At 71.0% G+C, this 25549-nt stretch carries 21 protein-coding genes; 8 read left to right on the top strand and 13 right to left on the bottom strand.

Features of this window, described 5'->3' with window-relative positions; genetic code table 11:
* Positions 1 to 62 precede the first annotated feature (62 nt).
* Entirely contained in the window at positions 63 to 3134 is a 3072-nt protein-coding gene (locus tag AB0J78_RS09620) for an amidohydrolase family protein (protein ID WP_363788287.1), read from the bottom strand.
* A 524-nt stretch (positions 3135 to 3658) separates the two neighbouring features.
* Between AB0J78_RS09620 and AB0J78_RS09615 the strand changes: the two genes are divergently transcribed.
* On the top strand, positions 3659 to 4111 hold the full coding sequence (locus AB0J78_RS09615) for a DoxX family protein (protein ID WP_363788286.1): 453 nt from the start codon (positions 3659 to 3661) through the stop codon (positions 4109 to 4111).
* Here AB0J78_RS09615 and AB0J78_RS09610 read toward each other — a convergent pair.
* The 6 genes from AB0J78_RS09610 to AB0J78_RS09585 form a co-directional block, all read right to left on the bottom strand.
* A complete protein-coding gene (locus AB0J78_RS09610) occupies positions 4090 to 4785 on the bottom strand; it encodes a DUF899 family protein (RefSeq protein ID WP_363788285.1) in 696 nt (231 codons plus the stop codon). The two genes, AB0J78_RS09615 and AB0J78_RS09610, sit on opposite strands and share 22 nt — an antisense overlap.
* Before the next feature lie 111 nt (positions 4786 to 4896).
* Positions 4897 to 5652 (bottom strand): hypothetical protein, encoded by a 756-nt coding sequence (locus tag AB0J78_RS09605; protein WP_363788284.1) that lies wholly within the window; start codon positions 5650 to 5652, stop codon positions 4897 to 4899.
* Between the two features lie 147 nt (positions 5653 to 5799).
* Positions 5800 to 7794 carry a neutral/alkaline ceramidase gene (locus tag AB0J78_RS09600; RefSeq protein ID WP_363788283.1) on the bottom strand — a complete coding sequence of 665 codons (1995 nt, stop codon included), beginning with the start codon at positions 7792 to 7794 and terminating at the stop codon, positions 5800 to 5802.
* An 84-nt stretch (positions 7795 to 7878) separates the two neighbouring features.
* Positions 7879 to 8637 carry an SDR family NAD(P)-dependent oxidoreductase gene (locus AB0J78_RS09595; protein ID WP_363788282.1) on the bottom strand — a complete coding sequence of 253 codons (759 nt, stop codon included), beginning with the start codon at positions 8635 to 8637 and terminating at the stop codon, positions 7879 to 7881.
* A 21-nt stretch (positions 8638 to 8658) separates the two neighbouring features.
* Positions 8659 to 10185, bottom strand: a complete 1527-nt coding sequence (locus tag AB0J78_RS09590; protein ID WP_363788281.1) for an AMP-binding protein — start codon at positions 10183 to 10185, stop codon at positions 8659 to 8661.
* Between the two features lie 314 nt (positions 10186 to 10499).
* A complete protein-coding gene (locus AB0J78_RS09585) occupies positions 10500 to 11774 on the bottom strand; it encodes a NupC/NupG family nucleoside CNT transporter (protein WP_363788280.1) in 1275 nt (424 codons plus the stop codon).
* A gap of 318 nt (positions 11775 to 12092) precedes the next feature.
* Between AB0J78_RS09585 and AB0J78_RS09580 the strand changes: the two genes are divergently transcribed.
* Positions 12093 to 12581, top strand: coding sequence for a MarR family transcriptional regulator (locus AB0J78_RS09580; protein WP_363788279.1), 489 nt, complete (start codon positions 12093 to 12095; stop codon positions 12579 to 12581).
* Between the two features lie 8 nt (positions 12582 to 12589).
* Here AB0J78_RS09580 and AB0J78_RS09575 read toward each other — a convergent pair whose 3' ends face one another.
* The 4 genes from AB0J78_RS09575 to AB0J78_RS09560 all read right to left on the bottom strand — a co-directional run bounded on the left by AB0J78_RS09575 (position 12590) and on the right by AB0J78_RS09560 (position 15791).
* Positions 12590 to 13393, bottom strand: a complete 804-nt coding sequence (locus tag AB0J78_RS09575) for a siderophore-interacting protein (protein WP_363788278.1) — start codon at positions 13391 to 13393, stop codon at positions 12590 to 12592.
* A gap of 290 nt (positions 13394 to 13683) precedes the next feature.
* Positions 13684 to 14142 carry a terpene synthase family protein gene (locus AB0J78_RS09570; RefSeq protein ID WP_363788277.1) on the bottom strand — a complete coding sequence of 153 codons (459 nt, stop codon included), beginning with the start codon at positions 14140 to 14142 and terminating at the stop codon, positions 13684 to 13686.
* A gap of 75 nt (positions 14143 to 14217) precedes the next feature.
* Positions 14218 to 14856, bottom strand: a complete 639-nt coding sequence (locus tag AB0J78_RS09565) for a TetR/AcrR family transcriptional regulator (protein WP_363788276.1) — start codon at positions 14854 to 14856, stop codon at positions 14218 to 14220.
* Between the two features lie 173 nt (positions 14857 to 15029).
* Positions 15030 to 15791, bottom strand: a complete 762-nt coding sequence (locus AB0J78_RS09560) for a 3-hydroxyacyl-CoA dehydrogenase (RefSeq protein WP_363788275.1) — start codon at positions 15789 to 15791, stop codon at positions 15030 to 15032.
* A 134-nt stretch (positions 15792 to 15925) separates the two neighbouring features.
* On the opposite strand from AB0J78_RS09560, the gene AB0J78_RS09555 reads away from it, so the two are divergent.
* Complete coding sequence (locus AB0J78_RS09555) at positions 15926 to 17116, top strand: thiolase family protein (protein ID WP_363788274.1); 1191 nt, start codon at positions 15926 to 15928, stop codon at positions 17114 to 17116.
* Positions 17117 to 17146: 30 nt separating this feature from the next.
* Here AB0J78_RS09555 and AB0J78_RS09550 read toward each other — a convergent pair whose 3' ends face one another.
* Entirely contained in the window at positions 17147 to 17287 is a 141-nt protein-coding gene (locus tag AB0J78_RS09550; RefSeq protein ID WP_363788273.1) for a hypothetical protein, read from the bottom strand.
* A 95-nt stretch (positions 17288 to 17382) separates the two neighbouring features.
* Here AB0J78_RS09550 and AB0J78_RS09545 point away from each other — a divergent pair, with 95 nt between their 5' ends.
* Both AB0J78_RS09545 and AB0J78_RS09540 read left to right on the top strand, forming a co-directional pair.
* On the top strand, positions 17383 to 19536 hold the full coding sequence (locus AB0J78_RS09545; protein ID WP_363788272.1) for an acyl-CoA dehydrogenase: 2154 nt from the start codon (positions 17383 to 17385) through the stop codon (positions 19534 to 19536).
* 138 nt (positions 19537 to 19674) lie between these two features.
* On the top strand, positions 19675 to 20187 hold the full coding sequence (locus tag AB0J78_RS09540; RefSeq protein ID WP_363788271.1) for a PPOX class F420-dependent oxidoreductase: 513 nt from the start codon (positions 19675 to 19677) through the stop codon (positions 20185 to 20187).
* Between the two features lie 10 nt (positions 20188 to 20197).
* Here the strand turns inward: AB0J78_RS09540 and AB0J78_RS09535 are convergent, their stop codons facing one another.
* Positions 20198 to 21064 carry a LysR family transcriptional regulator gene (locus AB0J78_RS09535; RefSeq protein ID WP_363788270.1) on the bottom strand — a complete coding sequence of 289 codons (867 nt, stop codon included), beginning with the start codon at positions 21062 to 21064 and terminating at the stop codon, positions 20198 to 20200.
* A 97-nt stretch (positions 21065 to 21161) separates the two neighbouring features.
* Here AB0J78_RS09535 and gabT point away from each other — a divergent pair, with 97 nt between their 5' ends.
* The 3 genes from gabT to AB0J78_RS09520 all read left to right on the top strand — a co-directional run bounded on the left by gabT (position 21162) and on the right by AB0J78_RS09520 (position 25541).
* Positions 21162 to 22508 (top strand): 4-aminobutyrate--2-oxoglutarate transaminase, encoded by a 1347-nt coding sequence (gabT, locus tag AB0J78_RS09530; RefSeq protein WP_363788269.1) that lies wholly within the window; start codon positions 21162 to 21164, stop codon positions 22506 to 22508.
* Positions 22509 to 22520: 12 nt separating this feature from the next.
* Positions 22521 to 23969: an NAD-dependent succinate-semialdehyde dehydrogenase gene (locus AB0J78_RS09525; RefSeq protein WP_363788268.1), complete on the top strand. Its 1449-nt coding sequence runs from the start codon at positions 22521 to 22523 to the stop codon at positions 23967 to 23969.
* A gap of 153 nt (positions 23970 to 24122) precedes the next feature.
* Entirely contained in the window at positions 24123 to 25541 is a 1419-nt protein-coding gene (locus tag AB0J78_RS09520) for a helix-turn-helix domain-containing protein (protein ID WP_363788267.1), read from the top strand.
* Positions 25542 to 25549: the final 8 nt, after the last annotated feature.

The following is a 25549-nucleotide window of genomic DNA, read 5'->3' as shown; positions in this document are numbered from 1 at the left end:
ACCGTCCGTGATCAATGCCCGTTTCGCCCGGTCAGTTCGGACCAAAACCGCCCTCTGCCCCGTCAGGCGAAGCGCGGGTGCTCGCAGCAGGCCCGGTGGGTCCACTCCGGTTCGTGCCACCAGAAGGAGGGGTCGGTCTCCGGGGCGGCGCGGTGCGATGCGGTGATGGGGGCGGCCGTCGTCGCGCCCGGTGATTCGAAGGGGGCCAGGAGGGCGTCCGTCGTGTGCACGACACCGCCCTTGACGACCGTGCGGACCGCCGCTGCGGCGGTGATGTCGGCGAGGGGATCACCGGCGACCAGCGCCAGGTCCGCGTAGGCGCCGGGGCGGATCTCGCCGAGCTCACCCGGAAGACCCAGCCAGCGGGCCGGGTTCCGGGTCGCGGTGGTGAGGGCTTCGAAGGGTGTGAAGCCGTGCGCGACCATCGCGCGGAGGTTCATGTGCAGCGAGACCGCGATGTTGTCCAGCGGCGAGTCCGTCCCCGCGATGATGAACCCACCGCCGCGCTGGATGCGCAGCAGCATGTCGACCTGCCCGGCCAGCTTGAAGCGGGTGACCTCCCCGTCGGGACCGGCCGCGTCCTCGGCTTCGCCGAGCAGGCGCTGGTACTCCCAGGGCGGGAACAGCACCCGCGTCCGCCGGTCCTCGATCAGCGACCGGTCCTGCGCGTACATGCCCGACGAGGTGAACAGCGTGGGCGTGATGGACATGCCGCTGGCGATGAACAGCTCCACGACGTCGTCGTAGGACCTGCCGAGCTCGTCGCAGGTGTGGGAGTAGCCGAGCCTGTTGGTGGCCCCGGTGTGCTCCATCCCGTCCATGCCCAATTGCGCCGCCGGGTAGACGTAGTGGGAGCTCAGCGGCCTGCCCTGCGCGTGGGCCTGCGCGATCGCCGCCTGCTGCATCCGGACCGGCATGCGCACGTAGGTCTTGACCATGTCGTAATCCAGTGCCGACGCGCGCCGCATCTCCAGCCGCAGCTGCTCCTCGCTGAGCGTGGGGCGCATGAAGTTGTAGTAGATGCGCCCGCCGTCGATGGCCTCGCCGGTGGCGAAGTAGCGCGGCCCCACGCGGTCTCCCGAGCTCAGCGCCTCGCGGGTCTCCTGCATCTGGTAGGCCGGATCCCCCGGTGATCGGGTCGTCGTCACGCCGTAGGCCAGCCAGGCGCGCCCCTGCCGGTCGCCCCACTGCCGTCCGCGCAGGTGCCAGTGCACGTGGGCGTCGATGAGACCGGGGATCGCCGTCAGCTCCCGCGCGTCGACCCGGGCACGTCCGTCCTGGGCCGGGAGCACGGCGGCGATGCGCTCCCCCGCCAGCACGATGTCGACGTCGCGGCGCAGCTGGTCGGAGGCGCCGTCCCACAGCGCACCGACGCGCACCACCTGGTTCTCACCGCTGCGCGCGGGCGTCCACCGCAGTTCCAGCGGGATCGAGGAGACCTCACCGGTGCCGATGTGCACCGACCCCAGCTCGCCGCCGTTGAGGAACAGCAGGTGGTCGGCGTCGCGCCAGCTCAACGAGTCGGTCAGCTCGGTGGTGACCTGGCGGGGCGGACCGGTGAACGCCCCGGCCGCGTCGACGGCCACGATCCACGCGGTCGACTCCACGACGAACGCGAGGTGCCTGCCGTCCGGGGACCACACCGGGCCGTCGTCGCCACGCGTGGCCAGCGACCGGAATGGCATCACCTCGGTGTAGTGCAGCGCACCGGTTTCCACGTCGACCCGCAGGATCTGGCTGGTCCCCTCGCGGAACCGCGTCCCGTAGGGCTTGACGGCGGCCAGCACCAGGGTTCGCCCATCAGGCGACCAGTCCGGACGACCGGGCTGGAACAGCGGCGGCGTCACCTGGCGCGGTTGGCCGCCGACCAGCTCCGCGACCCACGTGGCACCGTCCTGGTCCTGGTAGGCGACCCGCTCACCATCCGGGGAGAACCGGGGCGTGATCGCCGCGCCGGCCACGTCGGTGATGCGCCGATCCGATCCGGTGCCCAGGTCGTGCAGCCACAGGTCGGCCGTGCCGGTGCGGTCGCTGCTGTAGAGCAGCTGCCGCCCGTCCGGGGAGAAGTCGGGATCGGACGCGAAATAGCCGTCGGCGACCACTTTTCGAGGCTCCTGGCCGATCGGCATCACCCACAGCGCGTTCAGCGCGCGGAACGCGACCTGCGCGCCGTCGCGTGAGCACACCGGGCTCGCGATGCCGGTGACCTTCGGCCCGCGCACCCCGGGACGCCGCTTCGGGTAGTCACGGCGGGACACCACCGGAACCGTTGCGGTGAAGGGGATCTCGCTGCGCTCCCCGGAAGGTCCGCGCCTGCGGAGCACGCCGTCGGCGGTGTAGAGCAGTTCGCCGGTGCCGAGCCAGCGCGGCGCGAACCCGAAGACGTCCTCACCTTCGGTCGCGGTCCGCCCGTCGATCACCAGGTCCCGCCGAGCACCGGCCAGGCGGACGTGGGCCAACCGGCCGTCGGGAGCCAGACTCGGCCCGTGCAGGGACACCTCGTCACCACCGTCGACCAGCACGGTGACCTGACCGGAGGCGATCTCCACGCGCTCGATCGCGGTGTCCCCGGCGACGTAGACCAGGGCTCGGCCGTCGGGCGACCAGCTCGGCATCGACACGTCCGGCCGATCCCGGGTGACCTGGCTGATCACCCCGGAACCGAGGTCCATCACGAACACCTGGTAGCCGCCCGCGCGATCGGAGGCGAACGCAAGAGCCGTTCCGTCGGGCGAGAACTTCGGTTCCCGGTGGTCCTTCCCGCCCGCGGTGAGCTGCCGCAGCCCGGAACCGTCGGCAGACATCGTCCAGAGGTGGAAGTTGCCATCGCGGTAGGACTGGAACACCAGGTTGCGACCGTCCGGGGAGAAGTCCGGCTGCGTGGCGTCTTGCAGCTCATCGGTGAGCTTGCGCGCCGCACCGCCGCCGGGTTCGAGCAACCAGATCGCGTTGACCAGGTCGAACGCGATGCGTCCGTCCGGTGCCGGGGCGGCGCAGATGTTGGTGCCCTGCCGCAGGGTCACACCGGGTCCGTCGGCCAGCGCCACGCGTGGCGGAGCGAACGCGAAGGCCGCCGCCGCGCCGGTTCCGGCCTGCAGCGCGCGTCGTCGGGTGATCCTGAACCGTGAATCCATCGGCACACTCCCGAAGATCCGTCGAAATCAGCGAATCGATCGATCGTCCGCCCACCGTCGATCACGCACAATCCGCCGACGAGTGAAAACCCGGGAGCCGAACGATCCTGTTGCTCTCACCACCGAGACACGCTTCGAGCACGTCAACGAAGGTCGCGTCGGCGAAAGCGACCGGCACGACGGCGGTTCCGGCAGCCCCGACCGCCAACCCCGCCGCCGAACGCGACTTCCAGCTGCGATCGCGCAGCCACCGCCACAGCTAGGACAGCGCCGGCACCAGCGGCACCCACGCCACCAGGCCCGACGGCGAGCAGCATGAGGTTCGGAACTGAATCGTTCCCGTTTACCAGCTGACTCCGGGCCGCTGACCAGCGGAATCAGATCGCGGCCACTGGTGCGCACCGGGTCGGCCGTTCGCAGTCAGGGGTGCTTCCGGTTCTGGACAGTCGCCTTGATCACCCTTGACATTAGGCTAGCCTAACTTAACGCTCGTCGGGTGTCCGCTCGCACCTGAGGAGCCGCGAATGTCCAGTCTCGACAGGAAAGCAACCACCCTCGCGCCCTACGCCCTCGGCGCCTTCCGGATCGTCGTCGGCGCGCTGTTCGCCAGCCACGGCGCAGCATCGCTGTTCGGCGTCTTCGGCGGCGCCCCGGGAACCGGCGGAGGGACGGTGGCGTTCGGAACCTGGCCGTCGTGGTGGGCCGCGGTGATCCAGCTGGGCTGCGGGCTCCTCGTCGCGCTCGGCGTGCTGCACCGCGGCGCTGCGGTGCTCGCCTCCGGCTCGATGGCCTACGCCTACTTCATCGTCCACCAGCCCGACGGCCTGCTCCCCCTGCAGAACCAGGGAGAGCAGGCGGCCTTGTTCGCCTGGTGCTTCCTGCTGCTGGCCTTCACCGGACCCGGCGCGCTCGCCCTCGGCGCTGCGCCGCTCACCGCAGCTCGCCGCGGCGTGAGTCAGGCGTCGGGCCGACCGTAGCGCTCGGCGACGGTTTCGGAGGACTGCCAGCGGCTTCCGGGGTCTTCGTCGTTCGGCCAGCCCTCCGGGGAGTCCTGCCAGGCTTCGCGGCGACCGTAGGGCAGCGCGTCGATCAGCGAGAAGGTGTGCCCGAGCTGCTCGACGCCCCTGCCCGTGGTGTGCCAGGTGCGGTAGACGGTGTCGCCGTCGCGCAGGAAGACGTTGATGCCGAATCCGCCTCCCGGAGGCGCGCCGACATCAGTGCCGAAGGAGCTGTTCGCGGTGGAGTACCAGGGGAACGCGTTGCCGACGCGGCGCTTGTAGGCCACGGCCTCGTCGATCGGCCCCTGCGTGACGATGACGAACCGCGCGTCGTAGTCGCGGAGGAATTCCAGGCGGGTGAACTGAGAGGTGAACCCGGTGCAGCCGAAGCACTGCCACTGCTCCCCCGGGAACCACATGTGGTTGTACACGATCAATTGGGACGCGCCGTCGAAGATCTCGGCCAGCGAGACCGGTCCCGCTTCGCCTTCGAGGACGTAGTCGGGCATCCGCACCATCGGCAGCCGGCGGCGCTGCGCGGCGATCGCGTCGAGCTCCTGGGTCGCCGCCTTCTCACGGGCGCGCAACGCGTCGAGCTCGCGCTGCCAGGTGCCGGCGTCCACGACGGGCGGCAGAGAGTGCGTGGTGGTCATGATCTCTCCCACGGATGAGTTTCACGGGCGGTCGCGAATGGAGACCGCGACCGCCCGTGAAACTCATCGGTGCCCGGTCGCAGCGACGACCCGGCACCGAGAAGGAACTGATCAGGCGCAGAGCTTCCAGTCGCCGTCCTCCTTGACGAGCTTGAGCTCGGCGGCCTGCGGCTGCTGGCCGGGAACGGTGGACTCCATGGTCGCGGTGCCCGTGTCGCCGTTCTCCTGGACCGACTTGACCGTGGTCTTGACCTGCTTGAGCATCTCCAGGTCCTGCGGCTTGGCGACCTTGAGGAACTCCGCCTTCTGCTTCTGCAGCTCCTCGATCTGTGGCATCGCGCTGTTGCAGACCACCGCGCGGTAGTCGTCGGCCTTGACGCTGCGCGGGTCCTGGGTCTCCTTGGTCGACAGCGCCGCGTAGTCCTCGGCGGTCGACTGAGCGGAGCCACCGCTGAACAGCCAGAAGGCACCGACGGCCACGACCGCGATGACGAGCACGGAGGCCGCCACCGCGACGATCATGCCGACCTTGCTCTTCTTCTTCGCGGGCTCCTCACCGGACTCGGTGGCCGCAGGCGCCTCAGAGGTCTCAGCGGACCCGGACGACTCGGAGGACTCCGACGGCTCAGCGGCCTCCGCGGACTCGGAGGTCTCGGCGGCGGGCTGAGACTTCTCGGTCTGCTCCGCATCGGGCTCGCCCTGCTCGGCACCAGGCTGCTCGGCGCCCGACTTCTCAGCGCCGGACTCGGCGTCGCCGTGGCCGGCTGCGGAGCTCTCCGAGGGCTGCTCCACTGCCGAGGTCTCGGTCTCCTCAGCGGGCTGCTTCTCGGAGCCGCTCTGGCCGGGCTCGTTCGGCGAAGAGGTCATGAACACCTTCCTGGTTCGGACTTGTCAAGTGCTGTCCCCACGTGTACGCGACCCGAGGCCCGAGTTCCACCCGTGTCGAACTTTGGACTCCGCATTTCCCACGCTCGGACATTACGATTCGACCACGCGCGCGGTGGAACTTCGCATTCACGCCACGAGGAAGTCCCGACTCCGTCCGGTGAACGGCGTGACCTCGCCCGAGCCCGCTGCTTTCCAGTCTCCGTTGTGGACGATCCGGTAGCGGCCGGTCGGCACTTCCGCCGGGATGTCCCAGGTGATCGTGGCCGTGGAGGACGCGACACCGCTGCGCTTCCAATGGTACTGGGTGGACCAGTCGCGGTCGTCGGCCACCGGTACCCACCGGCCGTCCACCAGGCGCTGGACCTCAGCGTAGGTACCGCCGCGACGCAGGTCGTTCTTGGGGTGTCCGGTGACGAACTCGACGGTGACGCGCTCGCCCCGGTGGTAACCGCTCGCGGGCTCGGCCAGGACGTCACCGAAGCCGCGGCCGGGAGGCGGGGCGTCGAAGACCACGCCCGGCTGGAAGTTCGGCAGCGTTCCGCTCATGTCGGGCGGCAGGGGCCCGAGCGGAACCCGCCGGCCCGCGCGCATCGCCGCGGCGAGCCTGGCGAACTCCTGCTGGTAGGCGGGAAGCGTGTGGCGGCCGAACAGGGTGGAGGCCCCCTCGTACTGCTGGGAGTCGTACTCCTCGGGCGTGGTGACGTACTGGCTGTAGGCGTTGGCGTAGCCCTGGATCAGCACGTTCTCCAACGGGACGCCGAGTTCGGCGGCGACGCTCCGGCGGATCCGCAGTCCGGCGACGATGGTGAACTCCGCGGGTCCGGCGACCAGGTGGAGCTCGCCGATGCGCATCAGCTGCAGCGGCAGCACCTGCGGGCACCACGGGTGCGGTGGCATCGCTCCGAAGGGCACCGCGACGGGTTTGGGCGCCTGCTCGTCGGCCAGCTCCGGCGGGATGGGAACATCGGCTCCCCCGAGCCAGTCCAGCAGCGGGTTGCGGATCCCCTCGCCGATGGGGATTCCCGGTCCGTCCTCCGTGCTGCCGGCCAGCATGGACAACCCGATGGCCGCGGTGCAGGTGCGATGCGTCTTGCCGTCCGGGGTGAATCGTCCGTCCACAGTGACCTCGGAGAGGTCCACGTAGCACAGCGCGGAGTCGACCGGCCCGCTCATCGGTTCTCGCGCGGATGCGAAAGCCTCTCGCGCTGCCTGGAATTGGCGTTCGCCGATGATCCGGGTGTTGGCGAACTCGTCGTCGGTCGGTCCGGACCCGGGCTCCAGATTCAGGTTGGGCGACATGTCCCCGGCGTTGGTCTGGGCGAAGCAGGCCACGAACTCGGCGTCGCGGTGCTCCCAGGCGAAGGCCGCGTATCCCTTGTTGTCCGAGCTGATCAGGTGGTTCTCGTTGGTCATCGAGGTGCCGTGGGTGGCGAACCAGGTGATCGCGCCGACGTCCCGGCCGCCCTGGGTGAAGCGCAGCACCGTCACCGCCGGGTCGATCGCCTGCGGGAAGTGCTCGGTGTCCTGCGCGGGGTTCAGGTCGAAGGCGCTGCGGGAGCGGTTCACGCTGGCGTCGGTGAGCTCCGCCCGCCCGAGCGCGAGAGCGCCGGGTCGCAGATCGTCGTGCGCCTGGCCGATCGCCTCGGTGATGCCGTCGACGACGGCGTTGAAGGTCTGCTCCTGGAAGCCCAGGGTCGCCAGGTCGTACGCGGCGTAGTGCGAGTCGCCCCCGCAGGCCGCGTGCGTGTGGGTCGCGTTGAGCAGCACGTTCTGCTCGGTGTAGAGACCGCCGTAGGTCTCGGCGAGGCGGCGCAGCACCTCCTGGTGCACCGACTGGAACAGCGCACCCAGCTCGGCGGTCACGAACACCACGCGGTTCGCGCCGTCGTCGACGACGAACGCGCGCGCCAGCGTGCGCAGGTGGATGCCCGCGGTCTGCTGCTGCGGCATGGAGTAACCCATCATGCCGTTCTCAGCGGCCGGACCGGTCACGTCGCCGACACCGCGTCCGACCCGGTAGCCGGTGGCCTCCTGGCCGGACGCGGGGGTGACGCCGAACATCGTGGCGGCGAACGGTGCGACAGCGGCCGTGGCCAGCACCTGCCTCCTGGCAACGGGCATGAGCCTGCCTCTCGGTGAATGTGAAGCACCTTCACGTTCATGGTTGCGGGCAGGCTACGCCGATCAACATCGGGCTGCCAAGACTCACTTCGGCGCGAAGCGCTGGCCGGCGTCCAGCCGCAGGCACTGACCGTTGAGCATCGGGTTGTCGACGATGGCCCGCACCAGCTTCGCGTACTCCTCCGGGCGACCCATGCGCCGGGGGAACGCCGCGTCCTTGACCAGCGCGGCCTTCACGTCCTCCGGAGCTCCCTTCACCAGCCCGGTTTCGAACAGGCTCGGCGCGATCGCCAGCACGCGGATGCCCATCGACCCGAGATCGCGGGCCATGGTCAGGCACATCCCGGCGATCGCGGCCTTGGCCGCGGTGTAGGCGACCTGCCCGATCTGGCCCTCGAAGGCGGCGATCGACGAGGTGTTGATGATGACGCCGCGCTCACCGTCCTCGGGCTCGTTGTCGTTCATGTGCGCCGCCGCCAAGCGGCTGATGTTGAACGTGCCGACCGTGTTGAGGTCCAGGATCCGGCGGAACGCGTCGAGGTCGTGCGGCCCCTGCTTGCCCAGCGTGCGCTGCGCCATGCCGCCGCCGGCCGTGGTCACGGTGATGTGCAGCCCGCCCAGCTCGGCCACGGCCGCGTTCAGCGCGTGCTCGACACCGGCGAAGTCGGTGACGTCGACCGGGTGGAACGTGCCGCCCAGCGCCGCGGCGACGTCCTCGCCCGCCGAGTCGGCGAGGTCGGCGATCGCCACCGACGCGCCCTGCGCCGCGAGCAGTTCCGCGCTGGCCCGGCCCATGCCCGAGGCCCCGCCGAACACGACCGCCTTCTTGCCGTTGATCTCCACTGGTGCTCCTCCTCGTCGAGGTCAGCGAACCCGCTCGCGGAGTTCGCGTTTGAGGACCTTGCCCGCCGTGTTGCGCGGGAGCTCGTCGACCACCAGCACCTGCCGGGGGCACTTGTAGCCGGCGAGATGCGCCGCGCAGAACTCGCGGATCTCGCCTTCGGTGGGGCGGGAATCGCCGTCGGCTTCGATGACGGCGACGACGCGCTCGCCCCACAGCTCGTCCGGCGCACCGACGACAGCGGCAGCCGACACGCTCGGGTGCTGGCGCAGCACGTCCTCGACCTCGCGGGAGTAGACGTTCTCCCCACCGGTGAGGATCATGTCCTTGCGGCGGTCGACGATCGCGAAGCGGCCCTCGGCGTCCCGCCGGGCGAGGTCGCCGGTGCGGAACCACCCGTCGCGGAACGCCTCCGCGGTCGCCTCGGGCCGGTTCCAGTACCCGGAGAAGACCTGATCACCGCGGATCTCCAGCTCGCCGACCTCGTCGGGGCCGAGCTCCACGCCGTCGTCGTCGACGATGCGCGCCGCCGACAGCAGCATCGATCGTCCCGCCGAGGCCAGCAGTTCCGGACGTCCGGACGCTGCCGCTCGGTGTCCCTCCGGGCCGTGCGCGAGGGCGTTGCCGGCGAGTTCGGTCATGCCGAACCCGGCGCGGAACCCGGCGTTGGGGAAGCGGGTCATGGCCTCGCGGAGCGTGGCCACCGGCATCGGCGCAGAGCCGTAGCCGATGCGGGTGATCGAGGCGGTGTCGCAGGCGCCGATGCCGGGATGGCGCAGCAGCATCTCCAGCATCGTCGGCGCGACCGTGGTGCCGGTGACCCCGTGGTGTTGCAGGGCGTCGAGGAAGCCTTCGGCGCCGTACCTGCGCAGCAGCACGACGTTCTCGGCGGCCAGGTGGGCGACGAGCACGTTGTACCCGGCGACGTGGCACAGCGGCCACGGCACCAGCGTCACCGGCCGTTCCTCGGTCGCGCGCGGCCAGCTCAGCACGGCGTTGACCGCGCCCGCGACGACGTTGCGGTGGGTCAGCACGGCGCCCTTGGCCCGCCCGGTGGTGCCGGAGGTGTAGATCAGCCACGCGGGCGAGTTCTCGTCGGCGCGCTCGGGTTCGGTGTCCGGCCGTCCGTCGACCAACGCGCTGAAGGGTGTCGTGCCCGCGACGTCGTCGACGGTGACCACCGTGCGGATCGAAGGCACCGCGTTGGCGGCGTGCCGCGCGGGGTCGAGGTACTTGGCCTCGGTGATCAGCACCGTCGGCTCGGCGTCGGCGAGCAGGTCGGCGATCTCCCGCTGCGCGAGCCGGTAGTTCACCGGCAGCAGCACCATCCCCGCGAGCGGAACGCCGTAGTAGGCCAGCACGTACTCGACGTTGTTCTCGGTGAGCACGGCGATCCGGTCACCGCGCCGGGCGATGTCGGCCAGCCCGTTCGCCAGCCGGCGGACCGACGCGTGGAGCTCGCCGAACGTCCAGGCGGTGGACTCGAACGTCAGCGCCGGAGCTTCGGGCGTTCGCCCGGCAGGCAAGGCCACCACGTCGCTGATCAGCATCACGCCTCCCGCGCCCCACCTCGGACACCGGAGGAACCGTACCAAACAATCGCTTGGTCAGTCGATCACGATCAGCACGACATCATCAGCCCCCGGGAGCCCGAAGGACGCGCGAGAGCACCACCACCTGCGGCCAGAAACTGTCAACGAAGACCCCGCCACTCGGACCGCCGGGCACAGAGATGACGGAATACCGCAGTAATCAGACACCCGAAAACCGCAGTAATCCGTCACCCACCACCGCAGCCTCCGAGCACTGACGTCGTCGGGTGACGGATTACCGCCGTAGTCGGGCACCGACCGCGGAAGGGGTCCTAGACCAGGATTCCGGCGATCGTGGCGCTCAGGAGGTTGGCGAGGGTGGCGGCGAGGACCGCTCGGATCCCGTCCTTGGCGATCCAGCCGCGCTTGGCGGGCACGAGACCGCCGAGGCCGCCGAGCAGGATCGCCAGCGAACCCAGGTTGGCGAAGCCGGTGAGCGCGAAGGTGATGATGGTGGCGGTCTTCTCGCTGAAGTTGCCCGCCTGCGGCCCGAAGTCGCCGAACGCCACGAACTCGTTGATCACCAGCTTCTCGCCGACGAAACCGCCTGCGGCGACGGCTTCGTGCCACGGCACGCCGATCACCCACATCAGCGGCGAGAACACGTAGCCGAGGATCTGCTGCAGGGTCAGGTCCGGCAGGCCGAACAGCCCGCCGAGGGCACCGACGATGAGGTTCAGCAACGCGATCAGCGAGACGAAGGCGAAGAGCATGGCGCCGACGTTGAGCGCCAGCTTGAGGCCGTCGGAGGCGCCGCTGGCCGCGGCGTCGATGACGTTGCGCGGCTTCTCCTCCGGAGCGGGCGCGGCGGTGCCGAAGGCGAGGTTCTTGGACTCCTCGGCCTCGGCCGCGTCGTCGTCCTCGGAGACCTGGGCGTCATCGGAGCTCGGCTCGTCCTTGGGCGCCGGCATGATGAGCTTGGCCATGAGCAGACCGGCGGGAGCGGCCATGAAGCTGGCGGCGATGAGGTTCTCCAGCTTCGCGCCGAGCATGGCGTAGCCGACCATGACGGTGCCGGCCACGGTGGCCAGACCGCCGACCATGACCGCGAAGAACTCGGACCTGTTCATGCTCGCCAGGTAGGGGCGCACCAGCAGCGGCGCTTCGGTCTGGCCGAGGAAGATGTTGCCGGTCGCGTTCAGCGATTCCGCCCGCGTGGTGCCCAGCGCCTTCTGCAGCGCGCCACCGATGATGCGCACCACCCACTGCAGGATGTGCAGGTGGTAGAGCACCGCGGTCAGCGAGGACACGAAGATGATGATCGGCAGCACCTGGAAGGCCACGACCGTGCCCTCGGTGGGCATGATCGGCCCGACCAGGAAGTCGATGCCCTCCTTCGAGGACTCGATGACCTTGGTGACCCCGGCCGCGACGGCGGCGAGCACCTGCTGCCCGAGCGGCCAGCGCAGCACCACGACGGCGAAGACGATCTGGATCGCCAGCGCGCCGAGCACCGTGCGGAGGTTGATCGCGCGCCGGTTGGTCGACAGCGCCAACGCCAGCAGCAGTACGACGACCATGCCGCCGATGCCCCACAAGACCTGCACTGGATCCAGCCTTTCCTCGAACCGCCGCGGCTGCCGCGACGCTGTTGGGTCCGAGGGATGCTCGCACGCAGGACCGCTGCCACGCACCCGGGTGGCGAGTTTGTGACTCCGCTAACGGCAGGTCAGGACGAGGTGATCACTCCACAGTGCACACCCGCTCGCCGCCGAAGATCCGATGACAAGGCCGTGGAGGCGGCCGCTGAACCTCGCCACAACGCTCGGCGAGGAGACCCCTCACGAGATATCTTTCGCTCAAGATGATTGCGTGTAAGATTGTACTTCGGAGCCGTCACCACGTCGGCGAGAACGGAGAGCGCGATGAGTCCGCGGAAGGGAACGGAAGCTGTGGCCCACGAGGTCGATCTGCCCAGCGATGACGAGACCGTCACCTGGTGGGGCCTGGTGATCGAGGGCTACCACACCACCCACAGCCTGCTGATGAACGAGATCATCCAGCGCGTGGACCTCGCCCCGGGCTCGTTCGACATCCTGATCAGACTGCTGCGCTCCCCCGGCCACCGGCTGCCGATGACCCGGCTCGCCGTGGAGGCCGCGCTGAGCAGCGGTGGCTTCACCAAGGTCGCCGACCGGATGGCCAAGGCCGACCTGATCCGCCGCGAACCCTCGGCCGAAGACCGCCGCGTCATCTACGCGGTGCTCACCGATCACGGCCTGGAGGTCGCCGAGGAAGCGCGCAAGGTCTGCGCCGAGATCCTGCGCAACCGCATCCTCAAGCCGCTCGGCGAACAGCAGTCGCAGAGCCTCGCAGCCGCGATGCGCACGCTGCGCGACGCCAACGCCGCCTGATCACGGTCTCAGCGAGCCGCGGCCTCGGCCTTGTTGAACTCGGCCTTCCACTCGCGGAACGCCTCCTCGGTGCGGCCGTGCCGCCAGTAACCGGAGATCGACGCCTGGTCGCGCGCCACACCGCGCTCGCGGAACAGGTACGGGCGGACGCGGCGCATGACCTCCTGGGCCTCGCCGTGCACGAAGGCGTGCACGCGGCCCGGCAGCCACTCCAGCTCGCGCACCGCCTTCTCCAGCGCGCCGTCCTCACCGACGTCCGAGCGGTAGATGAACATGGCCTCGCCGGCCGCGGGCAGCGCCAGGTCCGGCGCCTCGGCGGGCGAGTCGACGAGCATGACCACGCGCACCACGGCGTCGGCGGGCATGCCGGCCAGCGCGGCGGTGATCGCGGGCAGCGCGGACTCATCACCGGCGAGCAGGTGCCAGTCCGCCTCCGGGTCCGGCTTGTAGGCGCCACCCGGTCCGTTGAGGATCAACCTGTCGCCCGGCTCGGCCTTCGCCGCCCACGGACCGGCCACCCCCAGGTCGCCGTGCATGACGAAGTCGATGGCCATGGTCCCGCTCTCGACGTCCGGGAACATCGCGGTGAAGGTGCGCACCACGGGCATGTCTTCGGCCGGGAACGTGCCGCGCATCGCCTTGACGTCCAGCGGCTCCGGATAGGTCACGCCCGCCTTGGGGAACACCAGCTTGACGTAGCGGTCGGTGTGCACGCTCTCGGCGAAGGCCGACAGGTCATCACTGCGGAACCACAGTCGCCGCACCCGGGGAGTCACCATCTCGGCACCGGTCACGGTCAGGTAGGTCGCCACTCGAACTCCTCAACGCACTCTCACAAACACTTAGGCCAGCCTAACTTATCTCTGCGGTAACTCGCAGCATCAACACACCCCCTTTTGTCGCGACATCGAGGAAGCCCGCCTCCCCTGCCTCAACCAGCCACTTCCGCCTCCCCGACCTCATCTCGCACACGCACCACGACCACCTCCCAGCCCCCTCTCGGCGGCGCGCAGGTTCGGACGGGGTCAGGTTCGGTCGCGGCCTGCGTGAAACAGGAGGAGCGGCCTCCCGGGGTCGGGAGGCCGCTCGGCGGACGAGTTGGCTACGCGGCCGGCGGCCGGTAGCGGGCCGAGGTGTCCAGCCAGGCGGCGTGGCCGCCCGGGATGTGGGCGATGACGTCGGTGAGGTGGCCGATCCGCGTCCTCATGTCCTCGGGCTGGCCCGAGAGCTGATCGCGGACCAGCCGTTCGGGAACCTCCGTGCCGCAAGCGGATTCGATGACGTCGAACATGAACATGCCGTTGGACTCCCAGCGCAGCGCCGGGTATTCCTCCGGCGTGGGCAGGATGCCCGCCTGGCGGTGGGCGATCTGGGTGAGGAACGCGTCGCGGTGCCGGTGCAGGTTGGCGATGACGCGGTCCCGCCACCGCACCGACATGCCCGCCGTCGTGCGCGGCCACAGGTCGGTCAGGGCCGACATCAGCGGGTCGCCGACCAGCACCGGCCGCCCCAGCACGAGCACCGCCCCGGCGCCGCGGGCCGGATCGAGGAGGTGGCCCACCTCGTGGTCAACCGGGAGTTCTGAACTCCGCGCCCCACCAGCAGCGGAGGTGCGCCGTGGCGAGCGCGGGCCGGCTCAGCGCTGCAATCGGGTGTGTGCGCCGACCGTCATCAGGGCGATGTCGACGTAGCGAGCCGCGATCTCCTCGGGGCTCAGCGGGCCGTCGGCGTGGTACCAGCGGGCGACCGACTGGCACATGCCCAGCAGCGCCCGGGACGTCTCCACCGGGTCGGCGATGGTGAAGGTGCCGTCGCGGCTGCCGGTTTCGATGACCTCGGTCAGGACGGTCTCCACCGTCTTGCGGCGGGCGCTGTAGCGGCGCCGGTTGCTCGGCGACAGGTAGCGGTTCTCGCTGTCGAGCGCGGCCAGCCGGACCCGGTAGGTCATGTGCAGCACGATGGCTTCGATGACGTTCACGAACTGCTCGCGCGGGGACTCCGGGGCCTCGCGTGCGGCGGCGCGCACCCGCCAGGCGACATCGCCGGTGCCCAGTTCGAGGAGGGCCACGAGAAGCCCTTCCTTGTTCTCGTGGTGGTAGTACAGCGCGGGAACGGTCATGCCGACCCGGCGGGCGATCTGGCGCACGGTCGCGCCGTGGAACCCGCTCTCGCGGAACTCGTCGACCGCGGCGTCGAGGATGGGCGTCAGTTCGAGCGGCCCGAAATCCCGCCACCCGGACGCGGCGTCCGCCTTCGCCGCACTCGCCTGAGCCATCACGTCTCCCTTTCCCCGCCTGCGGGTGACCTTACCGGCCGGTGACGGGCACCGGCCGGTTCGGTCGAGCTCAGCGATCCTGTTCCTGAACTCGTCGTGCGCACCGCCGGTTGCTCAGGTGGCCTTCACGGCTCGCGGCCGCGCCGCTCGCACCACGGTTCGGGAACGCGCTCTCATCGAGGTGCCATGCGGATGGCCCCGTCCAGCCGGATGGTCTCCCCGTTGAGCATGGGGTTCTCGACGACGTGGCGCACCAGGGATCCGTACTCGGCGGGGTCGCCGAGCCGCGACGGGTGCGGGACCTGAGCGCCGAGGGAGGCGACCGCCTCCTCGGGCAGCGCGGAGAACAGCGGCGTGTGGAACAGACCCGGGGCGATGGTCGTCACCCGGATCTTCAGGCTCGCCAGGTCGCGCGCGATGGGCAGCGTCATGCCGACGATGCCGCCCTTGGAAGCCGAGTAGGCGGCCTGACCGACCTGCCCGTCGAACGCGGCGACCGAGGCGGTGTTGACGATGACGCCGCGCTCCTCCCCGACCGGTTCGGTCCGGGACATGCGCTCGGCGGCGAGCCGGAGCACGTTGAAGGTGCCGATGAGGTTGACGTTGATGACCTTGGTGAAGTCGGCGAGCGGGAAGGCGCCCTTCTTCCCGACGGTCTTGGCGGCGTTGCCGATGCCCGCGCAGTTCACCGCGATCCGCAGCTGCCCCAGCCGGTCCGCGGCGTCGAGCGCCGCGCTCACCTGCTCCTCGTCGGTGACGTCGGCTGCGGCGAACACGACGCCGTCGCCGAGCTCCGCGGCCACGGCCTCGCCCTGCGAGGACGGCAGGTCCACGATGACGACCTTCGCGCCCTGGCCGCGCAGTTCCTTCACCGTCGCCAGGCCCAGCCCGGACGCACCCCCGGTCACGAGCGCGACAGCATCCTCGATGTCCACTTTCCGACTCCTCACATGTCCTCCGAGCACTGGAGGGCAGCATACTGAGCGAGCGATAAGTAACCAAGCGTTCGTCGTATTGACACCCCGCGCCTGCTTAGCGAACGTTAAGTGGACTTCGGAGGAGGAGCGCCATGGACGCCGTCATCGTCGACGCGATCAGAACCCCATCAGGCAAGGGAAAACCCGGAGGGCAGCTGTCGAGCATCCACCCGGCCGAACTGCTCACCCGCACGCTGCGCGGGCTCGTCGAGCGGACGGGCATCGACCCCGGTGAGGTCGACGACGTCATCGGCGGCTGCGTCGGCCAGGCCGGCGAGCAGGCGCTCAACATCACCCGCAACGCCGTGCTGGGAGCCGGTTTCCCGGAATCGGTGCCCGCCACGACCATCGACAGGCAGTGCGGTTCGAGCCAGCAGGCAGCGCACTTCGCCGCCCAAGGCGTCCTCGCGGGCACCTACGACGTCGTGATCGCCTGCGGTGTGGAGTCGATGAGCCGGGTGCCGATGGGCACCACCCCGATGGGAACCGACCCCAGAGGCCCGTCGATGGCCGCCCGCTACCCCGAAGGCCTGGTGAACCAAGGCGTCTCGGCGGAGCTGATCGCGGCGCGGTGGAAGTTCGGCCGCGAGGAGCTCGACGAGTTCTCCGCCCGCTCCCACGCCCGCGCCGCGCAGACCGCCGCCGGTGGGGCCTTCGACGACGAGATCCTGCCGGTGGCGGTGACCGGCGAGGACGGCACCGAGCGCGTCGTGAGCACCGACGAGACCGTGCGCGCGTCGACCACCGCCGAAGGGCTCGCGGGCCTGCGGGCCTCCTTCGCCGACGAGGAGCTGGCGAAGCGCTTCCCGGAGATCGACTGGCGGATCACGCCGGGCAACTCCTCGCCGCTGACCGACGGCGCGTCGGCGGTGCTCATCATGAGCGAGGCCAAGGCCGCGGCGCTGGGCGTGCAGCCCAAGGCCCGGTTCCACAGCTTCGCCGTCACCGGCAGCGACCCGCTGCTCATGCTCACCGGCGTCGTACCGGCCACCCGCAAGCTGCTGGACCGCGCCGGTGTGTCGATCGACGAGATCGACGCCTACGAGGTCAACGAGGCGTTCGCGCCGGTGCCGCTGCTGTGGCAGCGCGAGTTCGACGCCGACCCCGCCCGCCTCAACCCGCGCGGTGGGGCCATCGCGCTGGGCCACCCGCTCGGCGCTTCCGGCACGCGCCTGCTGACCACGCTGGTCAACCAGCTGCAGGCCACCGGTGGCCGGTACGGGCTGCAGACCATGTGCGAGGGCGGCGGCATGGCCAACGCGACCCTCGTCGAACGCCTCTGAGCGCTCGGGCGGCCTCCCCCGGGAGGCCGCTCAGGGCTTGACCTTCTCGCCGACGGCGCGGACTCCGCGTTCGACGTCGCCGACGGTGCACATCGCGCCCTTGCGCCCCGCTGAGACCCGGATCACACATCGATCCGGGAAGACCACAGTGGACAGTCCTTCTCCGGCCACCCCGCGTCGCACCGGCCGAGACCGGTGACGCGGTCAGCGAGATCCGATGGCTCTCCTGGGTGGGCTGGGGGCGTTTTTGAACCTAGGCTTCAGACATGTCGATCGCGATCAACGAGGATCACCGGCTGCTGGCTGAGACCGCTTCCGATCTGCTGGCGCGGCGCGAAGCACGGGGCGCCAGCCGCGCGCTGCTGGAATTTGATTCCGAATCCCTGCCTGCGTTCTGGCAGGAGGCCGCTGACCTGGGCTGGCTGGGGCTGCACCTGCCCGAGGAGCACGGCGGCGCCGGGTTCGGACTCGCCGAGACCGCGATCGTCGCCGAGCAGATGGGGCGGGCGGTGGCGCCCGGACCGTTCGCGCCGACCGCGATCGCCTCAGCCCTGATCGATGCCGTCGGCGACGAGGAGACGAAGATCCGGTTCCTGCCCGGCCTGGCCGACGGGTCGGTGCCCGCCGGCATCGCGCTCGACGCCCGGCTGGAGGTCTCCGGAGGGACCGCGTCGGGATCGGCGCCAGCCGTGCTGGGCGGCGGCCTGGCGCGGCTGCTGGTGCTGCCCGCCGGTGACGACGTCGTGGTCGTCGAGGTCGGCGAGGCCGTGAGCGCGGAGGTTCCGGCCAACCTGGACCCGTCCCGCCGCTCGGCTCGCGTCTCCCTGGACGGCGCACCGGCAGCGGTTCTGGCCGGAGGCCGACGAGCGCTGGTCGATCTGGCGCGCGTGATCCTGTCCGCCGAGGCCGTCGGTGTCGCCCGCGAGTGCACCGAGCTCGCCGCCGCCTACGCCCGGGAGCGCGAGCAGTTCGGGCGCGTGATCGGCACGTTCCAGGCGGTCAAGCACCACTGCGCCAACATGGCCGTGGCCACCGAGCTGGCCACCAGCGCCGTTTGGGACGCGGCCCGCGCCGCCGAAACCGGCGGCGACCAGCTCACCTTCGCCGCCGCGGCCGCCGCCGCGCTCGCCGCACCAGCGGCCGACCTGTGCGCCAACCTCACCACCCAGGTGCACGGCGGCATCGCCATCACCTGGGAGCACGACGCGCACCTCTACGTGCGCCGCGCGACGATGCTGCGCGCGATCCTGTCGGCCGACGAGGCCGCCGGAGAGGTCACCGCGCTCACGCGCCAGGGCGTCACCCGCGCCCGGACCGTCGAGCTGCCGCCCGAGGCCGAAGACCTGCGCGCGGAAGTCCGCGCCGTCGCCCGGGAACTGGCCGCACTGCCCGAAGACCGGCAGAAGGAACGCCTGATCGAGACCGGCTACGTGATGCCGCACTGGCCCGAGCCCTACGGCCGGGCGGCCGGAGCCGTCGAACAGCTCGTGGTGGAGCAGGAGTTCGCCTCGGCCGGGGTGCAGCGCCCCCAGTACGGGATCACCGGCTGGGTCGTGCTCACGCTCATCCAGCACGGCACCGAGCAGCAGGTGAGCCGGTGGGTCGGCCCCGCGCTGCGCCAGGACGTCATCTGGTGCCAGCTGTTCAGCGAACCGGCCGCCGGATCCGACGCCGCCGGGATCAAGACCCGCGCGACGCGCGTCGACGGCGGGTGGCTCGTCAACGGCCAGAAGGTCTGGACGAGCGGCGCGCACAAGGCGGGCAAGGGCTTCGCGACCGTGCGGACCGATCCCGAGGTACCCAAGCACCAGGGCATCACCATGATGGTCATCGACATGCGGGCCGAGGGCGTCGACGTGCGGCCGATCAAGATGCCGTCCGGCGCCTCGGAGTTCAACGAGGTCTTCTTCCAGGACGTCTTCGTCCCCGACGAGGACGTCGTCGGTCCGATCAACGGCGGGTGGACCGTCGCGCGGGCCACGCTCGGCAACGAGAGCGTCAGCATCGGCGGAGGTCAGGGCACCATGTCCACCCCGGCCTCGGCGATGGTCCCGCACCTCGACGCGCACCCCGACCGGCTCACCGGCGGCGCCGTACGCATCGGCCGGTACGCCGCCGAGCACCACGCGATGGAGATGCTCAACGTGCGTTCGGCGCACCGCGCCGTCGCCGGGGACGAACCGGGGCCCGAAGGAGCCATCACCAAGCTCGTGCTCTCCGAACTGGGTCACGAAGCCGCGGCCATCATGAACGCCCTCAGCGGGCCTGAGGCGGTCTACCTGGACGGGCCCGGCGCGTTCAGCGGTGCGCTGGCGCTGCTGCACCGCGGGCTGTCCATTGCGGGCGGCACCAGCGAGATCAAGCGCAACCAGATCGGTGAACGCATCCTCGGACTGCCCCGCGACCCGCTGATCAAGTGACGGGCCGAACCGGCGGAAATCCCGCGGCGCGACGGAGATTCCGAAACCCCGAGGCCGCATCGGTCGCCTTCGACGCGGTCTGACGATCACCAACCAGGCGTCCACGGTGAGGACGCTCCAGCAACAGGAGAGGATTCGATGGCGAACCAACGAGCGCAGGTCCAGATGACGCCCGAGGAGATCTCGGCGTTCTTGGCCACCCGCCGCACCGCGACGCTGGCGACGCTGGGCGCCAACGGGCACCCGCACGCCGTGGCGATGTGGTTCGCGCTCATCGACGGCGTGATCTGGTTCGAGACCAAGGCCAAGGCCCAGAAGGCGGTCAACATCGGCCGCGACCCGCGGGTCACCGTCCTGATCGAGGACGGCCTGACCTACGACGTGCTGCGCGGCGTCTCCCTGGAAGGACGCGCGGAGATCGTCGACGACCCCGACGCGCTGTGGGCCGTGGGCGTCAGCATGTGGGAGCGCTACCACGGCCCCTACAGCGACGAGGTGAAGCCGCTCGTGGAGCACATGCTGCACAAGCGCGTCGCCGTCCGCATCGACGTCCACCGCACCCGCTCCTGGGACCACCGCAAGCTCGGCCTCGACCCCATGCCCCTCGGCGGCACCACCGCGGCGCACTACCCGGAATCGGCCGACCGGTAGGCCTCTCGCCTCAGGCGTTGGGGTAGCGGGTCACGCAGAAGGTCTCGAGGCGTTCCGCCAAGGTGCTCAGCGACGCAGCCGCGTGGTGGCCGGGGTCCCACGCGGCGTGGAGGGTGATGCTGAGGTCCTCGCCTCCAGGCTGGGTGATGCGCAGGCCGTGGAGGTCGAAGCGGGGGTCGTCCGAGACGACCGCGATGCCGCGGCCCGCTGCCGCGAGCGCTTGGGCGACCTGGGCGTTGCCGCATTCGACGGGATCGGCCAACGCCTGGCCGACCCCGGCCAGGGCCTGGTCGAGCAGTTGACGCGGCCGGAAGGTGGGGTCGAGCACGACCAGCGGGTGCCCGGCGAGCTCGTCGAGGTCGACGGTGTCGCGGTCGGCCCACGGGTGCTCCTGCGGCACGTAGGCCCACAGCGGCAGGACCGCCAGGGTCCGCGTGCTCCAGAGGGCCGGTGGTTGCTGGGCGACGATCGCGAGGTCGGCACCTCGGCGCAACCGGTCGAGGGCTTCCGGACCGCTCGACTCCTGCACGGTCGGCTGCGGGTCCTGCGGCCCGAAGGTGGCCAGGAACGGGGCGACGACGTCGGTCAGCGTGGTCGGGCTGGCCGCGATGGTCAGGTGCACGAGCCGTCCGGCCGCCAGCGACTCGGCGGCCGCGGTGGCGGCATCGGCGCGGTGCAGCACGTCGCGCACGACGGGCAGGAACCCGCGCCCGGCCGCGCTGAGCTCCAACCGGCCCTCGCGGCGGTCGAACAGGGTCACCCGCAGCTCGCGTTCGAGCAGCCGGATCTGCCGGGACAACGCCGGCTGGGTCACGTGCACCCGCTTGGCGGCCTCGCTCACGGTTCCCGCTTCGGCGACGGCCACGAAATACCTCATGCTGCGCAGCTCCACACCTGCGAGTATGCCTGGACGTACTAGGTGGCGTGCGAAACAGGCATTCGACGGCATGGCCTCGCGTGCCGAGGATGGGGCCATGACCGCCATTCCCGACACGGGTCTTCACCAGAACCGCCACCTCGTGACCGAGATCCCCGGTCCCCGTTCACGAGCGCTCATGGCGCGCAAGGAAGCCGCCATCGCCCGAGGCGTCGGCACCACGATGCCGGTGTTCGCCGCGCGTGCCGCCGGTGGCGTCGTCGAGGACGTCGACGGCAACGTGCTCATCGACCTGGGCTCCGGCATCGCCGTCACGACCGTCGGGGCCAGCGCGCCCCGCGTGATCGACGCCGTCGAGCAGCAGGTGCGGGAGTTCACCCACACCTGCTTCATGGTCACCCCCTACGAGGGCTACGTCGCCGTCGCCGAGCGGCTGAACCGCCTCGCTCCCGGCACGCACGAGAAGCGCTCGGTGCTGTTCAACTCCGGTGCCGAGGCCGTCGAGAACGCCGTGAAGATCGCCCGCGCCGCCACCGGCAGGTCGGCGGTCGTGGCCTTCGACCACGCCTACCACGGCCGCACGAACCTGACGATGGCGCTGACGGCCAAGGCGATGCCCTACAAGCACGGCTTCGGCCCGTTCGCCCCCGAGGTCTACCGCGCGCCGCTGTCCTACCCGTTCCGCGACGGCCCGGACGTCGACGGCCCGGAGGCCGCGCGACGCGCCATCGACGTCATCGACAAGCAGGTCGGTTCGGAGAATCTCGCGGCGCTGGTCATCGAGCCGATCCAGGGCGAGGGCGGGTTCATCGTGCCCGCCGCCGGTTTCCTGCCCACGCTGCAGCAGTGGTGCCGCAGCCGTGGCGTGGTGCTCATCGCCGACGAGGTGCAGACCGGCTTCGCCCGCACCGGCGCGATGTTCGCCAGCGAGCACGAGGACGTGGTCCCGGATCTGCTGGTCAGCGCCAAGGGCATCGCCGACGGTCTGCCGCTGGCGGCGGTCACCGGGCGCGCCGAGCTCATGGACGCCGCGCACGCGGGCGGACTCGGCGGGACCTACGGCGGGAACCCGCTGGCCTGCGCGGCAGCCCTGGCCACGATCGACACGATCACCGAGGACGGGCTGATCGAGCGCGCCCGCGAGATCGAAGCGCTCGCGCTGCCCCGGCTCTCGCGCATGCGCGACGCCGACCCGCGCATCGGCGACGTGCGCGGCCGGGGCGCGATGCTGGCCGTGGAACTCGTCGATCCGGCGACGGCGGCACCCGACCCCGAGCTCGCCCGCGCGGTCGCGACCGCCGCGCACGCCCAGGGCGTGATCGTCCTGGTGTGCGGAACCCACGGCAACGTCCTGCGCTTCCTGCCGCCGCTGACGATCAGCGACGAGCTGCTCCACGAAGCCTTCGACGTGCTCTCCGCCGCGTTCGCCGACCTCCGCTCCTGAAAGGACGATCACGTGCTCACCCCCGACACCCTCGACACCGACCGCGCGCTGCACATCGCAGGGCGGTGGCAGGCCGGACGCGCGGGCCGGTTCGACGTCGTCGACCCCGCCACCGGCGAGGTCCTGACCGCCGTCGCCAACGGCGCGGCCGAGGACGCCACCGCCGCCGTCGACGCCGCCTCCGCAGCAGCCGCGTCCTGGGCGGCGACACCACCCCGGGAACGCTCCGACGTGCTGCGCCGCGCCTACGAGCTCATGCACCGCGACCACGACGCCCTCACCCGGCTGATCACGGCGGAGAACGGCAAGTCCCTGGCCGACGCGCGCGCCGAGGTCACCTACGCCGCCGAGTTCTTCCGCTGGTTCGCCGAGGAGGCCGTGCGCGCGGAGGGCCGCTACTCCACCGCTCCCGCCGGGGGCGCCCGCACCCTGGTGACCTACCGGCCCGTGGGCGTGGCCGCGCTGGTCACGCCGTGGAACTTCCCCGCCGCCATGGCGACCCGCAAGATCGGACCTGCGCTGGCGGCCGGGTGCACCGTCGTGCTCAAACCCGCCGCGGAAACACCGCTGACCGCGTTGGCGATCACCCGGCTGCTGGCCGAAGCCGGTGCCCCGGACGGGGTCGTCAACCTCGTCCCGACCGATGACGCCGCCGCGGTGGTCGGCGCGTGGATGGACGACTCCCGGGTCCGCAAGCTGTCGTTCACCGGCTCGACCCGGGTCGGCAGGTTGCTGCTGCACCAGGCGGCCGATCGGGTCGTCAACACCTCGATGGAGCTCGGCGGGAACGCACCGTTCATCGTCACCGCCGACGCCGACCTCGACGCGGCCGTGGAGGCCGCGGTGGTCGCGAAGTTCCGGGGCGGAGGGCAGGCCTGCGTGTCCGCCAACCGGTTCTACGTGCACGCCGACGTGGCCGAGGAGTTCACCGCGCGACTGGGCAAGGAGGTCGAAGCCCTGCACGTCGGTCCCGCCTCCGACTCGGGCAACCAGATCGGCCCGCTGATCAGCTCCCAGGCCGTCGCCGACATCACCGCGCTGGTCGACGACGCGCTCGCGCGCGGTGCTCGCGTCGCCGCTCGCTCCGAGGTCCCCGACGGCCCGGGGTTCTTCCTGGCCCCGACCGTGCTCACCGACGTGCCCGCCGACGCGCGCGTGGTGCGCGAGGAGATCTTCGGTCCCGTGGCGCCCGTCGTCACCTGGCGCGACGAAGGCGAGCTGCTGCGCGCCGTCAACGACACCGAGATGGGTTTGGCCGCCTACGTCTTCGCCGGTGAGCTCCAGCGCGCCGTCGACCTGGCCGAGCACGTCGACGCCGGGATGGTCGGCATCAACCGGGGCGTCGTCTCCGACCCCTCCGCTCCGTTCGGCGGCACCAAGCAGAGCGGACTCGGCCGGGAAGGGAGCCACGAAGGCCTCCACGAGTTCACCGAGACCCAGTACCTCAGCCTCGCCTGGTGAACCCCGACCTCTCGTCCTGCCGCCGCTGACCGGGTTTCCACGGAGATCCGGTCAGCGGTGCGGGTGGAGCGGGGTGGGTTCGGGGTATAACCGGCGGGCCGGTGCTCGTGGTGGGGCACCGAGCCGGTCGGTCGGAGTTGCGGAGGTTGCCGGTTGCGAGTCGACGATCTGCTGGGCACCCCCGAACTCGCGCTGGAGGTGCGGGTGCGCGGTCAGGTGGGCCGGCCCATCCGCTGGGTCCACACGATCGAGGTGCGCGCTCCGGGCAGGTTCCTGCGCGGTGGCGAGGTCGTGCTCACCGCCGGCGTGTGGCGTTCGGCCGGGATCACCGCCGAGGCGTTCATCGACGACCTCGTCGAGGCCGACGTCGCCGCGGTCGGGTTCGGGATCGTGCCGCCCGAGACCGCGGTTCCCGAGGACTTCATCGACGCCGCCCGGCAACGCGGCCTGACCTGCTTCGTCGTCCCGGTCGACGTCGCGTTCCTGCAGATCGTCGAGGCGTTCGTCAGCACCAAGCGGGCGGAGTGGGAGCGCCCGCTGCGGCGCCACCTCGGCCAGCACGACGCGATCGTCGCCGCGCTGCGCGTCCGGCGCGGCGTCGAGACGGTGCTGCGCACGCTGGCCGGTCAGCTCGGGCAGCCGGTGGCGGTGCGCGGTGGCGGCGGGCTGATCGAGGGCGAGGAGCCGCACCCCAGCCATCCGCTGCCCCTCGTCGGCGAGGGGTTGGCCGACGCCGAGCTCCTGCTGCCGCGACCGATGGACGAGCTGGACGTCGAGCAGCACGCGGCCGTGGTGCAGGCGATGCCGTTCATCGCCATGGAGATCGAGCGCGTGCGGGCGGTGCGCGCCACCGAGGTCCGCTACTCGTGGGAGCTGTTCGAGTGGGTCCACAGCGCCACCGTCGACACCGCCGCCGTGCGCACCCGGCTGCACTCGCTGGGGCTGCCGCCGGACGGGCCGCTGGCGGCGGTCGTGCTGCGCAGCCGGGACCCGGCGACGCACTCGGTGCGGTTGGGCGAGCTGCTGGGCACCAACGGCATCGCGGTGCAGCGCGGCCGCGAGGTGGCCGCCTTCGCGCACGTGCGCGGCACCGAGACCGAGCTCGCCCGCCGCGTCCACGACGCGTTCGCCGAGTCCGGCGACGTCGTGCACCTCGGTGTCGGCAAGCCGGGCGGGGCCGGTGATCTGCGGGTGAGCCTGCTGCAGGCGGCCCACGCCGCCGAGGCGACCTCGTCGCGCGCCGACGGCGGCTGGATGACGCACGACCAGCTGAGCAGTCCGGCGCTGCTGCTGTCGGTGCAGGATCCGGAGCTGCTGACGGCCACGGCGAAGGCCCTGCTCGGTCCGGTGCTCGACCACGACGAGAGCCGGGGCGGAGATCTGCTGCCCTCGCTGGCGGTGTTCCTCGACGCCGGGGGCCGCTGGCAGGAGGCCGCGCAGCGCCTGCACGTGCACATCAACACGCTCCGGCACCGGATGAGCCGGGTCGAGGAGCTGACGGGGCGCAGCCTCTCCCGCACCTCGGACCGAGTCGACCTCTACCTGGCCCTGCGCGGGCTGTCCCAGGGCTGACCGGCGGA

The sequence above is a fragment of the Saccharopolyspora sp. NPDC049426 genome (assembly GCF_040676935.1).
In the GTDB taxonomy this organism is placed as follows: domain Bacteria; phylum Actinomycetota; class Actinomycetes; order Mycobacteriales; family Pseudonocardiaceae; genus Saccharopolyspora.
Note: the sequence above shows the minus strand (reverse complement) of the source record. Positions and strands in the feature narration are given on the sequence as shown.

Coding starts and splice junctions, on each gene's coding strand:
- AB0J78_RS09620 (WP_363788287.1), bottom strand. CDS start 3,134: ATGGATTCACGGTTCAGGATCACCCGACGACGCGCGCTGCAGGCCGGA.
- AB0J78_RS09615 (WP_363788286.1), top strand. CDS start 3,659: ATGTCCAGTCTCGACAGGAAAGCAACCACCCTCGCGCCCTACGCCCTC.
- AB0J78_RS09610 (WP_363788285.1), bottom strand. CDS start 4,785: ATGACCACCACGCACTCTCTGCCGCCCGTCGTGGACGCCGGCACCTGG.
- AB0J78_RS09605 (WP_363788284.1), bottom strand. CDS start 5,652: ATGACCTCTTCGCCGAACGAGCCCGGCCAGAGCGGCTCCGAGAAGCAG.
- AB0J78_RS09600 (WP_363788283.1), bottom strand. CDS start 7,794: ATGCCCGTTGCCAGGAGGCAGGTGCTGGCCACGGCCGCTGTCGCACCG.
- AB0J78_RS09590 (WP_363788281.1), bottom strand. CDS start 10,185: ATGCTGATCAGCGACGTGGTGGCCTTGCCTGCCGGGCGAACGCCCGAA.
- AB0J78_RS09580 (WP_363788279.1), top strand. CDS start 12,093: ATGAGTCCGCGGAAGGGAACGGAAGCTGTGGCCCACGAGGTCGATCTG.
- AB0J78_RS09565 (WP_363788276.1), bottom strand. CDS start 14,856: ATGGCTCAGGCGAGTGCGGCGAAGGCGGACGCCGCGTCCGGGTGGCGG.
- AB0J78_RS09555 (WP_363788274.1), top strand. CDS start 15,926: ATGGACGCCGTCATCGTCGACGCGATCAGAACCCCATCAGGCAAGGGA.
- AB0J78_RS09545 (WP_363788272.1), top strand. CDS start 17,383: ATGTCGATCGCGATCAACGAGGATCACCGGCTGCTGGCTGAGACCGCT.
- AB0J78_RS09540 (WP_363788271.1), top strand. CDS start 19,675: ATGGCGAACCAACGAGCGCAGGTCCAGATGACGCCCGAGGAGATCTCG.
- AB0J78_RS09535 (WP_363788270.1), bottom strand. CDS start 21,064: ATGAGGTATTTCGTGGCCGTCGCCGAAGCGGGAACCGTGAGCGAGGCC.
- gabT (WP_363788269.1), top strand. CDS start 21,162: ATGACCGCCATTCCCGACACGGGTCTTCACCAGAACCGCCACCTCGTG.